Raw genomic sequence first — 15391 nt, 5'->3', positions numbered from 1 at the left:
CATTATGAGCACGGTAAATCTACAACTTGCTGATACACTAATTAGCCAACTTAACCGCTCGCTTATTGTCTCCTGTCAACCCGTTGATGACGGTCCAATGGATACCATAGAGCATGTTGTTGCCATGGCGCAAGCGGCTGTACTAGGCGGTGCGAAAGGCCTGCGCATTGAAGGGGTTGAAAAGGTACGTGCTGTTGCTAAGGCAGTTGAAGTACCGATTGTCGGCATCGTGAAACGGGATCTAGCAGGCTCGTCCGTTCGCATTACCCCCTTTATCGAAGATGTAACGGCACTTGCCGATGCAGGAGCCAGCATCATCGCCTTTGATGGCACTGACCGTGTACGCCCTGTGCCAATGTTAGAGCTGCTCGACGCCATTCACCAATCGGGTTGCGTAGCGATGGCCGATTGTGCCGACTTTGGTACCGGAAAAATGCTCGCTGAGCATGGTTGTACATTTATAGGTAGTACTTTATCGGGCTACCTTGATTTAGATAACACGCCTGATGAGCCAGATTATCAGCTTGTTGCTGACTGGAGTAACCTCGGTTTAAACGTTATTGCCGAAGGACGATATAACTCACCACAACGAGCTGAAAAAGCAATTCAATTAGGGGCATTAAGCGTAACCGTTGGCTCGGCCATCACTCGTATTGAACATATCACGGGATGGTTTAAGCAACATATCGACAACGCTTAGGAGACACGGTGTATATTTGCATAGACATCGGCGGCACCAAAATTTCAGCCGCATTAGTTGAGCATGGCAATATCCTTGCTCAGAAAAAAGCTCCCTCACCTATTCATAACAATATTGACGATTTACTTGGTGTCGTTACCGAACTTTGTCATGAATGGCGTGATAAGGCGGAGCATATTGCTATTGCCTGCACGGGATTGGTCGGCAAAGATCGCGTGAATTTTTTATCGGTAAGAGCCTCGCTACCCGTCAAGGCGTGCTTGGAACAAACGTTGCGCTTACCGGTAACGATTTTAAATGACGCCGCAGCCGCTGCATGGGCAGAATATCAAAGCATACCTGATAGCAAACCTGAGACCTTAGTCTATGTCACCGTATCGACAGGGATCGGCGCTGGCATTATTCAAAACGGTCAATTAGTAACATCCAACGATGGTTTTTGCGCCCATATTGGTCATCTGTCGGTGCCGTCAAAAGCGACTATCACCTGCCACTGTGGTCTTAAAAATTGTATTGAAACGCTATCTTCTGGTACCGCTATAGCAACTCGAGCCTCGACAATTTTAGGGCAACAAGTCTCCGCTAAAGACGTATTTACACGCTATCTAGCACACCCCGCCATACAGCAACTCATCGCCGAATGTGCACATGATTTAGTCAATGCATTTGCCAGTATCAAAGCACTTACTGGCACATCAATGATTGTTCTAGGTGGTAGCGTTGGCATGAATGAATACTTTCGTCGCCAAGTTAGCGCCTCTATAGACGCCTTACCTAAATTATATCAATTTACTTTATTGTTTCCTCGGTGTGGCGCCAATGCAGATCTGCTTGGCGCCTACCTTTATACAAGTATGGAAAAATAGCTAATGCAAATTATCATATGTGAAGATGCTAACAGCGTAGCATTAGAGGCCGCGCAATGGATAACCTCACTAATACAACAACGCCCTAATGCGGTATTAGGGCTAGCAACAGGCTCGACCGTTCTTCCTCTCTATGAACAATTGACTAAATATCACCAAGAGAATAAGTTAAGCTTTAAAGGGGTTACCACCTTTAATCTCGATGAATACCATCAAATTCATGAAACAAACCCACAAAGCTATCGCTCATTTATGAATGCGCAGTTATTTGATCACATTGACATCGATATAGGCAATACTCACCTCCCCACTTGTACAGACCAACAAAACCCACGCGAGCAAGGACTGGCTTATGAACTCGCCATTGAACACGCCGGGGGTATTGATTTGCAAATTTTAGGAATTGGTGCCAATGGCCATATTGGCTTTAATGAACCAGGCTCATCGCTTGCGTCACGAACCAGAATAAAAACCCTAACGCAGCAAACACTTAAAGATAATTCTCGCTTATTTAATAAAGGCGAAGTACAACCCACCATGGCAATGACCATGGGCATACAAACCATCATGGATGCACGTTATGTGTTACTGATGGCAACAGGCGCCAATAAAGCCAAAGCCGTCAATGAGATGATCACAGGTGCTGTTTCAGCGAACTGCCCTGCAACCATGTTGCAAATGCATGAAAATGCCGTAGTGATTATCGACAATGACGCAGCTTCAGAGCTTAGTGAACAAAACTATTTCAAATGGACAGCAGAGAAAAATCGCTTACTTATTGAAGAGTTTGGCTATTTTCACAAGCTTTAATGCAGACAAATACAGTGTGCAACAAAGACTTAGTAATAACACTAAACGCAGTTGATCTGTTATTAATTTCACTAGTGAAACGCTTTCGATTCAGCCCAACATTATTCATCTTACTCAGTGTATTTTGGATACCTTTTTGTTCAAACGATCCTGATTACATTGTCTCAACAATGTAAAAAATAAAGGCCCACTCATCAAAGAGCAGGCCCTTACTATGTGAAATGAAGTTTTATACTAAGATTTTGGCTGGTGTTGCAAAAATCCTGCTTGTTCCATCATCGATAGTACATCGAGTTTTTCTTCTTTAGTTAATGACTTAATTGGTAAACGCGGATCACCTACGTCAATTCCGTGTAGTTTCATTGCCTCTTTACCTGCTGCAACTCCGCCATATTTTACTAACGGCCGAATAAGCTTAATCACTTTGCTCATCAGGGTAGTTACTGTATCCTGATCACCTCGGTTAAATGCGTCAATAATATCTTGGAATAACGGCGCAGCATAATTATAGGTACTACCCACAGCACCAACAGCGCCTACAGCTAAACCACCAGGTAAATATTCATCGATACCAAAGGGTAAATCAAACTTGCCATCGAACACTCGAATACAACGCTGAAATTCGTACAAGTCAGAATGATTAAACTTAATTCCAGCTAAATTTGGGATAGCTTTGTCAGCTTTGATCAAAAACTGCTCCATATCAAACATCACACCCGACATGCCTGAATGATAGTAATAAAATTGTTTGCTTGGCGCGGCAGCTGCCACTTGTGCACAATACTCTACTAAACTATCAACAGTGGCCGGCTTAAAGAAACATGGCGCAATAACGGAGGTGGCGAATATATCAAGTTGACCAGCGTGCTCGGTTAATTCAAGCGTGTCGACAATCGATAATGCTCCCGTATGTATCGTTATGCTTAATCGACCATCAGCAGCTTGCACCCAACGCTCAGCGATAGCTTTACGTTCAGCGACAGAGCAGTTAATCCCCTCCCCGGTTGTGCCACAAATATACACTCCCCGCACACCTTGGTTAATTAAATGTTCAGCAAGTTGGTCGATTACGGGAAGATTTACTGCACCTAGTTTGTCAAATGGCGTATGCGGTGCGGCGATCAATCCTTGAAGTTTTGTCATAATTTGCTCCTAAATTAAATATCTGCTTACCAGCAATCCATGTACCTAAGACTTGGCTCGGATGCTCTGAGTTAAGTAACGTAAAATCAGCTCTAGCGCCTTCTACGAGTTGTCCATGAGTTGACTGCAGTTTTAAACATGTGGCCGGGTATAAACTGGCCATATTTAAGGCTTCATCTAAATCCACATTGAGCATCGATTGGGCATTATTAACAGCAGTGATCATCGTTAATGCCGAGCCAGCAAGTTGGCCAGTATGACTCACTAACTTATCATTGCACAGCGTCACCTTGTGACCATCAAATTCAAAGATTTTTTGCTTGGAGCCGATGGTCGACATGGCATCGGTGACCAGTAACGTTTTACCGTTTGCTTTTGCTTTATAGGCAATACGAGCCGTAACGGGGTCGACATGGTAGCCATCTAAAATAATGCCATTAAAGCTATTATCATCACTTAAAGCTGCTCCGACCATATTTGGCTCTCGTGATGTTAACGCCGACATGGCATTAAATACGTGGGTAAAACCTCGCGCCCCAGCATCCAACGCAGCTTTAGCTTGTTGATAATTGGCATTTGAATGACCTAAAAACACCAATACATCATGCTCAACCAAGGTTCTAATGATATCCACGTCGACAGTTTCTGGTGCCAAGGTGAGTATTTTCACCCCCAAATCATCTCGACAAAATACGTCTAGCTCGACATCGGTTATGGACCGAATATGTCGTTCACTATGGATGCCTTTTTTTATTACCGATAGATGAGGTCCCTCAAAATGAATACCTAATACACCAGGCATATTACCTTTAATGGCCTGTGATACGCTATCAGCTGCTTTTTGCAGTCTATGACTATCCGATGTTATTAATGTAGGTAACAGCCCAGTTGTACCGTATTGACCATGAGCTTGTACCATAGTTTGTAATGTTGACAGAGATGGTTGATCGTTAAATAAAACACCACCACCGCCATTGGTTTGAATATCAATAAAACCTGCCGTAAGTTTGCCATGAAGTTTAATTTCTTTACTGTTTTTACACGGCTCGAAATTTAAAATATGACCATCTTCGACAGTGATAGCTTGATTGGTTAACCACTCAATACCCGTGAACAATGAGTCCACTATATACGTCGTCTTCATCATTGATTGTTCCTGTAATATGAGTGGACTGCATAGCAGCCCACTCGTTTACAAGTCGTGGCTAGAAAGTATATTTGATACCTGCAAACAACTGGCGGCCAATGATGTCATAGGCTCGAGGATCGGTATTGGTACCATTGATGCTCAGTGTGCCACTGCTCGCTGCTACGGTATTGGCAGGAATGATGTCAGGTTTTTCATCAAACGCATTGTTAACTCCAAGGTACGCGTTAAATGCGTCGGTGACCTGATAACTGACTTTCAAATCGACGTAAAACACACTATCTAGAGTATTTAGATCATCTGACAACGGCACTTCTTTCTCGTCGTTCATCAGATCGTTTTCGGTTTCTGCGCGGTAATTCACTTGTGCGAACAGACTCAGCTTGTCAGTAAAGTCATACGTCGCGTTAACATTAAAGCGATACTCAGGGAATAATACCTCGCCTTTGTGATCAACTTTGACTCCCGTATTGGTATCAGTAATCGAGTACTCATCTAGGTAGGTACCAACAAAACTGACGTATAAATCATCTAAGGTATATGCAACTTCTAAGTCTACCCCACTGGTTTCAATGGTGTCTTGGTTGTTAGCGGTGGAATATACCTTGCTGATTGGACCGTTCGCTTGACGAATCACTTTACCGTCACACGTTGGATCAAATTCGCTTGGACTCACACTGTAACAACGCTCAATAAGGGTTGCTGCGGGTGTAATACGAATCGCATCTTCTACTTTAATAGAGTAATAATCCAGTGCCATTGACAGCTCTTCTGTTGGCATGTAAATGACACCAAGCGTCGTTGAGTCTGCTGTCTCTTCAGTTAACTCTTCGTTGCCGGCACTAATCGCTCTAATGTTATTGGCTTCAAATTGTTCAAGCGCAAAAGATCCTTTTTCATCAATACGAGCCTGAATTGCGTCTATTGAGCGACAATTTTCAGCCAAATTACCCGTTGATGCGTTGGTTATATCAGCACAAGCATCGGCTTTACTCGCTACCGACCCAGAGCCACCTGCGTATAAATCACTCACATTTGGCGCTCGTACTGACGTTGATTGACTACCACGGAATCGAAGCTCGTCAGTTGCGGTAGCATCAAAACCTAACTTCCATGTGGTTGTGTTACCAACGGATGAATAGTCACCCACTCGCAACGCCGCATCTAAGGTAATGTTATCAGTGACTGGGACGATAACTTCACCAAAAGCTTCAATAGCATGATACGATCCTTTCGTTGGGAATACTTGTGTACGGCGTGAAATACCGACTTGTTGGCGGTAACCATCAGGGGTTTCTTCACCCGCTTCACGGCGATACTCTAAGCCAGCCGCAAATAAAATATCATCGCCATTGACGCTAAATGGTAAGTCACCCGTCAAAATGGTATTCACCACTTGTTGTTCAACTTTGCCCACTTGGCCTGTTTCAATTGAAATGTAATCCACCGCTTCCGGAGAAAAACCTAAAATACCTGCTTGGCCAGCTAAGCTGTCAGGGGTGTTAAATGGATTGGTCGGCACACAGCCATTGGCTCTATCGATTGGATCAACACATTGGTAACCACCATTGCCGTCTTCTTCAATCCTTAGCGTATTAGCGATACGCTCTAAGTTGACGTCACCTGAATTTCGCTGATTTTGATTGGTAACACCAAAGGTCGCCGAGGTTGTTAAGAAAAAGCCATTATCAAACTCGTAGTTATGTGCCGTCGCGACGCGGAACGTATCACGTTCATTAGCGACACCTAACTGACCAAATTCAACCCCACGTCGAAACACATTACCAATATTGTCTAATGACGTATCTAAACCTTGTGCTGTTAACGAAGTAACAAGCTGCTCACCGGCACTTGAGCCTACAAAAAATGGACTTGTCGCAATATCAATCCCCGTCGTACCTCCACGGTTTGTACCGAACACTTCGGTGGTAATATTTAACGGAACAGGCTCAATGTACGTAGACGTGTTGGTTCTTGCATAATTTAATTCAAACTCTATCGATGATTTACTTGATAAGTCATAGCTAATCCCACTTGCCACATTGATACGACGAAAAGGCGTAATCGCATGTCGCCAGCCATTAAAGTTCAAACGATCGGTATCACCTTGCATTTCACCATTAATGACTTGTGGAAACGCGCCATTAAATGCCGTACCGTCACCTTTAATACTCAACCCACCACCTAAAATTCGGGTTCCTGGTACAAATGATGAACCTTCAAACACCAAAGCTTCAAGAACACCATCACCGTCTAAATCAGCGGGTTTAACTAGTTGTGCAGAGTGATCACGTTGCGATGCCAACAGTTTATCTTGATTTGATACGCCAAGTGATACCCAAGCATTACCGCTGTCAAAGTTCTTACCCATTGTTAAATCAAGACTTTGTCGTGCGCCACCCGACTCTTCTGGAAGCGAGCCATAAACATTTAATTCTGCGCCATCAAAGTTTTTCTTGGTAATAATGTTAATGACACCAGCGACCGCGTCCGAGCCATAAACCGCTGATTGACCACCAGTTAATATATCGATGCGCTCAATAATAGCGGTAGGTATTGAGTTTAAATCAACACCGTAACCTTCACCTGCAGAAACACCCGATACATAACGACGGCCATTAATCAACACCAATGTGCGCGATGCACCTAAGTTACGTAGTGCCGTAGTATTGACACCAGCATTACCACCGGTGTCATTATTACTGGTGGCATTACTCGCTTCGTTAGTCATTGAAGGAATTCTATTTAAAATTTCACCAACAGAAATCGATGCCACACCTTCAATGATTTCATCACTGATTTCAGTGATAGGAGAACTGGATGTAAAATTTGCCGTAGTACCTTGAATGTTTGAACCGGTAACAGCGATGCGTTCAATGTCTTGAGTGTCTTCTGATGCATGTGCGTTTGATAACGCACCTAAAACACAAAGAGTGATTAAAGAAAGATTGCGCTTTTCACCTGATATTGCTTTGGTTAACTTATTCATTATGGTTTTCCCAAGATTTAATTGTTGTCGTGCCTAACAAGTGTTCCCAATTATCCATGGAACATTACGAACGGTACCACTCATGCTATTCAGCCATTACCCGATCAACCTGTTATACCACCATAGCACTAAAAATATTTTCTTGTCAAAATCATTTTTTATACAATTTGGTTATTTAAATGTCTAAAACAGAAAGAAAAACTTTATAAGTGGGAAAGAAGACTGCATGATCTGAGCGTCACACTTCGTCTTAGATTAATGAAATAATTAAAAACCGGTTTCTATGGCATGCGCTATGGGTTGATGTGGTTAATACTCAATTTAATCTTAACCAATACGAGGCTTTCGATAAAACGCGTTATTGTTAGCCATGTTAGCGATGTCAGTATCACTATAACCAAGTTGCTTTAACACATATTCGGTATCTTGGCTAAATGATGGTAACGTTAAGACAGGCTGTGCTGGCTCTTGCTGAAATTTAATGGGTACACCTAAATGCTGATTACCCTGTTCATCACGTAAAATCATGTTTCGTTGCTGTAAATGTGACTCACAAATCGCGTCATATAGGTCACGAACCGGCGACCAACACACGTCGATATCGGCCATAAAGTCGTGCCAATAACTCATTGGCTGAGCGGCAAACGTCTCGTCGAAAAACTGCTTCAACGGCAATTGTTCAGGGCCCGGTGGCAAGGTACTGTAGTGATACAAATCTAAGCGTTCAAATTTATTCAATAAATTATGGGCAAATTTTGCTTCACTACCACCCAAGGTTAGATACTTTTCATCCAACGTTTTATAAATATTATACATGGCCGCCCCACCCCAGCTTCGCTCGTGCCTTGGAACAGGTGAGCGTTTCTCTGCAAACGGCGGGCCCATAACATTGGCGTACCATGCAAGCAGTGAATCTTGCATAGATATGTCAATATAGTCACCTCGGCCTGTTTGTTGACAGCGATATAGCGCCATTAAGATCCCCGATAGCGCCATTAAACTGCCCGCCATATCGGCAACTGGCATTGCGGGCTGCGCCGGTTGACCGTCTTGCCCTTGATTTAAAAATACCGCACCAGAGTCAGCCTGAATACTTAAATCATGTGCTGGTTGAAGCCGTTTATCGCCCGTTTGCCCATATGCGGATATAGAGCAGTAAACTATGCGTGGATTGATCTCGTTTACTGTGTCGTAGTCAATGCCTAAGCGCTGTACAACGCCTGGCCGAAACGCTTCGACAATCACATCAACCTCTTTAATTAACGCGAGTAAAGCCTCTTTGCCTGCTTGTTGTTTCAAATTAAGGTTAATGCTTTTTTTGCCACGAAAAATATTACGAAACCAAACGCTGTGCTCACCTTGTGTTAAGCCCACTTGTCTTACTGGTTCGCCTGTTGGTGGCTCTAGTGCAATCACGTCAGCACCATGATCGGCCATCATCATCGTTAGATGCGGGCCAGGTAAAAACATCGATAAATCAAGTACGCGTATGCCGTTGAGTTTCATCTAATTACCTATATTTAGTTAGCTATATCGCGCCGCTAGCGCGAAGTTGTTCAATATGCTCCTGTTGATACCCCATATGCCGTAACACATCATCAGTATCTGCGCCCATTCCTGCCGCACTTGAAGCAGATAGGCGTTGGCCATTGACTTTAATCGGGTTTGCTAAAACTTGTAACTGTTCGCTTTCTGGGTGGGCAATGTGTTGGATCATCCCAACTTGTTGCAAGTATGGATTTGTTAACGCCTGTTGTAAGTTATGGACCGGCGCAGATGGCAATTTTCCGGCAAATTTTGACAGCCAATGCTCGGTATTTTTCGTTGATAAGATAGAGTCTATGATGTTACTAAGCTGTTGGCGGTGTTGACGACGAGTTTCTACCGTCGCAAATTTCATATCACGTAAGCGTTGATCCGCCAATATATCTATCAGTGCCTGCCAAAATTTTTCCGTCATTGCCATAACAAAGATATGACCATCGGCGGTCGTGTACAACTGGCACGGTACGGTTGAAGGGTGTGCCGAGCGGGCCGTGCGCTCCGTAATGTGCCCCGTATTAAGATACCAAGTAGCCGGGTATGATAATTGATGCAATGCCACATCGAACAAAGACACGTCAACATCACAACCTTGTCCTTGACGATGAGCGCCGAGCATCGCAGCGGTAACGCCCATTGCTGTCACGGCACCTGACATAAAATCGATCATTGAAACACCAAATCGACTTGGTGCCTGCTCCGGCTCACCAGTAAGAGACATAAGCCCGGCTTCAGCCTGCATCAGATAATCATAGCCTGGCCAATGCGCGCGATCGTTATCTCGGCCATAAGCGCTTAGATGGGCACAGACAATTTTCGGATTCAATGATTTTAAGGCATCATAGGTGATCCCCAGTTTATCGGGCTGGTCGCCCCGCAAGTTGTTGAGAACAGCATCAGCACTGATCACTAATTTGGCAAAAATTTCTCGTCCTTGTGGTGTTTTTAAATCCAAACTAAGGCTTTTTTTATTTTGATTAAAGGTTTGGAAAAACAGACTATCATTGTCGCCTAATAAGTAAGGTCCGGTTTGCCGCGCAATATCCCCACGTGCCTTCGGATTTTCAATTTTAATCACTTCGGCGCCAAGTTCAGCTAGGTACATAGAGCCATAGGGACCAGCACCATATTGCTCGATTGCCAAAATACGAATACCTTGTAATGGTAGTGTCGTCATAAGTCCTCCTGATCAGTGCGGTCAATATGCACGAGCTTTTCCCGTTAGATCGGGTGACGTTCAATTAATTGTTTGGCGATGATCATACGTTGCATTTCATTGGTGCCTTCACCAATACACATAAGCATCGCATCTCGATAAAAACGTTCAATATCATATTCCACCGAATAGCTATAGCCGCCAAATATGCGCATTGCTTCTTGGGCGCAAAACACGCCTGTTTCCGAAGCAAAATACTTCGCCATTCCCGCTTCCATATCACAGCGTTGATTGGCATCATATTTGGCTGCTGCCTGTTCAATTAACAGCATCGACGCTTCGACTTTGGCTGCCATTTCGCCGAGTTTCAATTGAATCGCTTGATGTTGGCAAATGGGTTTACCAAACGCTTCACGTTCTTGCGCATAACGAACAGCTAAGGCTAATGCGCCTTTAGCAATGCCCGCACCACGCGCTGCCACATTGATCCGCCCCAACTCCAAACCTCCGATCGCTTGGAAAAAACCCTGTCCTTCTTCACCACCAATTAGGTTACTCGCAGGCACTCGAAAATCGCTGAACACAACTTCGCAGGTATCAATGGATTTATAACCAAGTTTACGCATCTTAATAACGTCGATGCCGGACTTAAAATGACCATCGCTATCCTTGGTTTCAATAAAAAATAAACTGGTACCTTTATAACGTGGGTTAATATCTAAATCGGTCTTAACGAGAACCGCCAATGAGTTGCCATTTAACGAGTTGGTTATCCAAGTTTTGGCACCATTGATGATATATTCATCACCATCACGCACCGCCGTGGTGGTAATCGCTTGCAGATCTGTGCCGGCATTGGGTTCGGTCAAGGCAATACCGCCACGTAACTCACCCGTCGCCATACGTGGTAAAATGCGTTGCTTTTGCTCACGTGTACCGCAACGCTCGATTGCCGATGCTTGAATGAGATGAGAGTTAAAAATTCCACCAGGTGCCATCCATACCGATGCAACTTTGATCACGATTTTTGCATAAATCGATGCCGGTAATTGCATACCACCCCATTCACTACCAATGGTTGCACCGAACAAACCCAACTCACCCATTTGTTCAACCAGATCATGTGGATATTTATCTTGGTGATCAAACTCTTTGGCGATTGGGGCAACTTCGTTATCGACCCACTTTGCAATCATATCTAAAATTGCAATTTCATCTTCTTGGGTATAATGCTCAGACATCAATATGTCTCCTCATCATGGCTTAACCTAACGGTGTTGGCCTGCCTAATTTTTTTACCTACATACTTTGCCCTACGTGTCATGTTTAGGCTGTTCTGCATAAGCGACTCACGTTAATTTTTTCAGCGTTAATAGTTAGCTTGGTCTTCGACAGAAAAACCGTGCTTGGCGATCAACATTTTGCGAATAAAGCTACATACAACCTTTCCATGTTGGTTAAATCCGGTTGTACGAATAGTGACAATACCGGCACCTGGACGGGATTCTGACTCTCGCTTATCGAGCACTTGCGATTCACACGTTAGCGTGTCATCTTCAAATAACGGGTGCGTCATTTTTATGTCATCCCAACCCAAATTAGCAATCGCCTTTTGACTGCAATCGGTGACGCTCATGCCCACCATTAAGGCAACCGTAAACGGTGAACAGACAATGCATTTACCAAATTCACTGTGTTTAGCATATTCATCATCAAAGTGCATCGGGTGGGTATTCATGGTCAATAAGGTAAACCAGGTATTATCTGTTTTGGTAATTGTCCGCCCTGGCCGATGCTCGTATATATCACCTATGGCAAATTCTTCATAATGGCGACCAAAGCTTTCTCGAAAACGATTATCACCAACTTGTTTGCTACGTTGCACCATACGCCATCCCTATGTCATCTTGATTGCTGATTGTTAGTTGTAGAATAAATTTCTGAATGTATTGCTGAATGATCAATACCTGCGCTCATTGCCAACTCAAGGGTTCTTTGGGCTGCAAGTACGACCGGCTTATCGACCATTTGACCATTGACACATATTGCGCCATCGCTCGCCTTATGCGAAGCCATGACAATATCCATGGCTTGATTTATCTCAGATACCGAAGGGCTAAATGCCTGATGGATAGCGCTAAGTTGTTTGGGATGTATCGCCGCTTTTGCGGTAAAACCCAGTGCCTTAACCCGCACGGATTCTTGGTGACAAGCATCAAGATCATTTAAATGAATATGGGGTACGTCTATCAATTGTAAGCACTTGAGTCCTTTGACTTGGCACAACTGCAAGCGCGCTAATAACAGGGGTTCAAAGGAAAAATCACAACCAATCTCGGCGCTGTAGTCGGCACCACCAAACATGATAGCCTCTAACCGATCACTTGCTGTTGCAATCGATGCGGCATTAACAATGCCAGCAACCGTCTCCAGCAAGGCGATCAAACCTATTGAGCTATTGGCAAGTGCTGTATCTGCCGTGATAATGTCATCAACAGAATTGGTCTTTGCGAGAATAATCGCTGTTGGGCAGTTTTGTCTGCTCATTAAAGCCTCGATATCGCGTCGCCCCTCGTCACTGGTGATAGGATTAATCCTTACCAATAAAGGACATGATGACTGTTGCTGTGTAGTCATCAGTGAATCGAGATAGTTAACCAAATGACTTCGAGCGGCATCCTTATCTTTTGGCAAAACGGCGTCTTCTAAATCAATACAAACCGCATCAGCGCCCGATTGAAACGCTTTAATAAACCTTTTCGGCTGACTACCAGAGACGAATAATACACTTCGCAATAACGGTAATGTCATATTAATTCGACGCCGGTGTACAATGCGAGGTGACCGGATGTTGCTCAAACTGACCGCTCTGATTGGTTTTTGGGGGAGCAGATTGCTCGATAAAATGGCGTGCTATTTGTTCACGCGTAGCACACCAAACATCCGTTTTACTTGTCACGTAATCTAAAAAGGCTTGCAGTGCCCAAATTCGTCCAGGACGACCAATGATGCGTAAATGTAAACCTAAACTCATCATCCTTGGTTGCTCTGCGCCTTCTTGATATAGCGTATCAAAGCTGTCTTTTGCATACTTGAGCCATGCATCTGGCGTATAGCTTGGCGCCACCCACATTTTCATGTCATTGCTGTCTATGGCGTATGGCATAATCACCATGCTGTTGCTATCACCATCGGCATAAAAAGGCGCATCGGCACTGTAATCGTCCATATGATATAAATAGCCAGATTGACGCAGCAAATCTCGGGTATTATCGGTCAATAAATAGCGTGACAGCCAACCTTGTGGACGTTTGCCTATGGTTTGCTCGATTGACTCGGTGGCCTGCTGAATAAATTGCGCTTCGCTATCTTTGTCCATGTTAAATTGATGTACCCAGCGGTAGCCATGTGCACACACTTCATCTTTTCGACGACGAATCGCTTGCGTCAACTCGGGGGCCCGCTCCAGCGATAAGGCGGCGGCTGCCCACGTTACGGGGATTTGATATTTATCGAGCAAATTAATTATCCTTGGCGCGCCTTCTTTTAGACCATATTGATAATTTGACTCGTTGCCGTAATTACGCAAAGGCTTCGCTACGTGGACTTGTAGCTCATCAACCGGCTCCATTTTACGGTCGCCATCCTTAGTGCTATATTCCGATCCCTCTTCCACATTTACCACCAGTGACAAGGCAAGCCGAGCATTATTTGGCCATGTGTAATTTGCCATGCTTTTCTCCCAAGCTAATGATACTCTTCGCCACCTGACACATTCATGCACTCGCCGGTAATATATGAGGCTTGATCTGAGCACAAAAACGCACAAGTATTGGCAATATCTTGTTGTAAACCGGGTCGGCCTAATGGAATGCGATCACGCATGTCTTGCATATATTGCTCGTAGCCTTTACCAGTAACTTCACTAAAATGCTGATTTTGCCACGCGCCAAGCCCCGTGGTGACATGATTAGGACAGATTTGATTGACGTGAATGTTATGAGGACCCAATTCTTGCGCCGCAACTCGGGTAAGACCATTCATACCATGTTTCGAGGTGGTGTACGCTGACGCATGAGCAAACGCTGACTTAGATGCTTGCGAGCCAATGTTAATAATTTTACCGCCATGTCCTTGCTTAACCATTTGTTCTGCGGCGTATTTAATCCCTAAAAATGTACCTCTAAGATTGACATTGAGTACCGTATCCCATTCATTCACCTCCATATCCAAAATAGGTTTCATCAAATAGCCAATACCGGCATTATTTATCCAAATATCAATAGCGCCATAAGTATCGACCGCAAATTGAACGGTTGCTTTGAGTTCTTCGGCATCTAAAACATTGCAATGATATGCAACCGCTTCCCCACCCGCTTGTCTGATTTTGGCCACGATCTGTTCCATTTCTTGAGTCGTGCCAATGGCCGACTCAGGCATATATTCGCCACTTGCATGGCCAACGTCAGTGATCACAACCCTACAGCCTTCTTCGGCAAGGCGTTTTGCCATTGCTTCGCCAAGTCCCTGATGACGACCGGCACCGGTGATCACCACCACTTTATTCTCGAGTTCTGGGTACAGTGACATAAATGCTCCTAGAGCGATTCGCAAAGGATAAACATGGGATTGTCAGCGAAATGCTGAAACTCAGCACTGACTCTTGTCATCACATCACTGGAAACATCCTTCGCAAATGTCGCCATATCGTTCACTTTGAGAATTTCAATGTATTGATACGGTGGCGTCATATCCGACATAAGTAGCCCTTGGCTACGTAAAACCTCAAAACTGTCTACCGATGGCAAAGCCCCTGCGGTCGGTAAATCGGTTTCTTTAGCCCATTGTTGGTAATCCGCTTCACTTACTCCATCTTTTAAATTAAACAGCACGACGATTGTTGTCATTTGTTCTCTACCTATCACATTGCTTTACAATCATATTAGGCACTCGTATCACGCTTGTAATTGATATTTGCCAATCCAACTGATGACGCCCATAAAAACAACGGCAACAAATTGTTAGTAACAATTGTACC

General features: G+C 44.2%; 14 protein-coding genes. 3 read left to right on the top strand and 11 right to left on the bottom strand.

Annotated elements, in window-relative coordinates; translation table 11 throughout:
• Positions 1 to 4: 4 nt before the first annotated feature.
• Genes ACAX20_RS06835 through nagB form a run of 3 tightly spaced genes read left to right on the top strand, consistent with a single transcriptional unit; the run spans position 5 to position 2376 of the window.
• Positions 5 to 700, top strand: a complete 696-nt coding sequence (locus tag ACAX20_RS06835) for an N-acetylmannosamine-6-phosphate 2-epimerase (protein ID WP_371189427.1) — start codon at positions 5 to 7, stop codon at positions 698 to 700.
• Positions 701 to 708: 8 nt separating this feature from the next.
• Positions 709 to 1566, top strand: coding sequence for an ROK family protein (locus tag ACAX20_RS06830; RefSeq protein WP_371189426.1), 858 nt, complete (start codon positions 709 to 711; stop codon positions 1564 to 1566).
• A gap of 3 nt (positions 1567 to 1569) precedes the next feature.
• Entirely contained in the window at positions 1570 to 2376 is an 807-nt protein-coding gene (gene nagB / locus ACAX20_RS06825) for a glucosamine-6-phosphate deaminase (protein ID WP_371189424.1), read from the top strand.
• Positions 2377 to 2610: 234 nt separating this feature from the next.
• Here the strand turns inward: nagB and ACAX20_RS06820 are convergent, their stop codons facing one another.
• The 11 genes from ACAX20_RS06820 to ACAX20_RS06770 all read right to left on the bottom strand — a co-directional run bounded on the left by ACAX20_RS06820 (position 2611) and on the right by ACAX20_RS06770 (position 15260).
• Positions 2611 to 3519, bottom strand: a complete 909-nt coding sequence (locus ACAX20_RS06820) for a dihydrodipicolinate synthase family protein (RefSeq protein WP_371189423.1) — start codon at positions 3517 to 3519, stop codon at positions 2611 to 2613.
• On the bottom strand, positions 3473 to 4663 hold the full coding sequence (gene nagA, locus ACAX20_RS06815; protein ID WP_371189601.1) for an N-acetylglucosamine-6-phosphate deacetylase: 1191 nt from the start codon (positions 4661 to 4663) through the stop codon (positions 3473 to 3475). The genes ACAX20_RS06820 and nagA overlap by 47 nt, the downstream gene beginning before the upstream one ends.
• 61 nt (positions 4664 to 4724) lie before the next feature.
• A complete protein-coding gene (locus ACAX20_RS06810) occupies positions 4725 to 7655 on the bottom strand; it encodes a TonB-dependent receptor plug domain-containing protein (protein WP_371189421.1) in 2931 nt (976 codons plus the stop codon).
• Positions 7656 to 7982: 327 nt separating this feature from the next.
• Positions 7983 to 9161, bottom strand: a complete 1179-nt coding sequence (locus ACAX20_RS06805; protein WP_371189420.1) for a CaiB/BaiF CoA transferase family protein — start codon at positions 9159 to 9161, stop codon at positions 7983 to 7985.
• 22 nt (positions 9162 to 9183) lie between these two features.
• Positions 9184 to 10374, bottom strand: coding sequence for a CaiB/BaiF CoA transferase family protein (locus ACAX20_RS06800; protein WP_371189419.1), 1191 nt, complete (start codon positions 10372 to 10374; stop codon positions 9184 to 9186).
• A gap of 44 nt (positions 10375 to 10418) precedes the next feature.
• Positions 10419 to 11594, bottom strand: a complete 1176-nt coding sequence (locus tag ACAX20_RS06795; RefSeq protein WP_371189417.1) for an acyl-CoA dehydrogenase family protein — start codon at positions 11592 to 11594, stop codon at positions 10419 to 10421.
• Between the two features lie 128 nt (positions 11595 to 11722).
• Positions 11723 to 12241: a MaoC family dehydratase gene (locus ACAX20_RS06790; protein WP_371189416.1), complete on the bottom strand. Its 519-nt coding sequence runs from the start codon at positions 12239 to 12241 to the stop codon at positions 11723 to 11725.
• 14 nt (positions 12242 to 12255) lie between these two features.
• Complete coding sequence (locus tag ACAX20_RS06785; RefSeq protein ID WP_371189415.1) at positions 12256 to 13164, bottom strand: CoA ester lyase; 909 nt, start codon at positions 13162 to 13164, stop codon at positions 12256 to 12258.
• A gap of 1 nt (position 13165) precedes the next feature.
• A complete protein-coding gene (locus ACAX20_RS06780; protein WP_371189413.1) occupies positions 13166 to 14086 on the bottom strand; it encodes a polysaccharide deacetylase family protein in 921 nt (306 codons plus the stop codon).
• A 14-nt stretch (positions 14087 to 14100) separates the two neighbouring features.
• Positions 14101 to 14943, bottom strand: coding sequence for an SDR family NAD(P)-dependent oxidoreductase (locus tag ACAX20_RS06775; RefSeq protein WP_371189412.1), 843 nt, complete (start codon positions 14941 to 14943; stop codon positions 14101 to 14103).
• A gap of 8 nt (positions 14944 to 14951) precedes the next feature.
• Positions 14952 to 15260, bottom strand: coding sequence for an REDY-like protein HapK (locus tag ACAX20_RS06770; RefSeq protein WP_371189411.1), 309 nt, complete (start codon positions 15258 to 15260; stop codon positions 14952 to 14954).
• Positions 15261 to 15391: the final 131 nt, after the last annotated feature.

Origin of the sequence: Thalassotalea sp. Sam97 (assembly GCF_041379765.1) — a bacterium.
GTDB classification, from domain to species: domain Bacteria; phylum Pseudomonadota; class Gammaproteobacteria; order Enterobacterales; family Alteromonadaceae; genus Thalassotalea_A; species Thalassotalea_A maritima.
The sequence above is the reverse complement of the archived record's forward strand: the minus strand, read 5'-3'. Positions and strand labels throughout refer to the sequence as shown.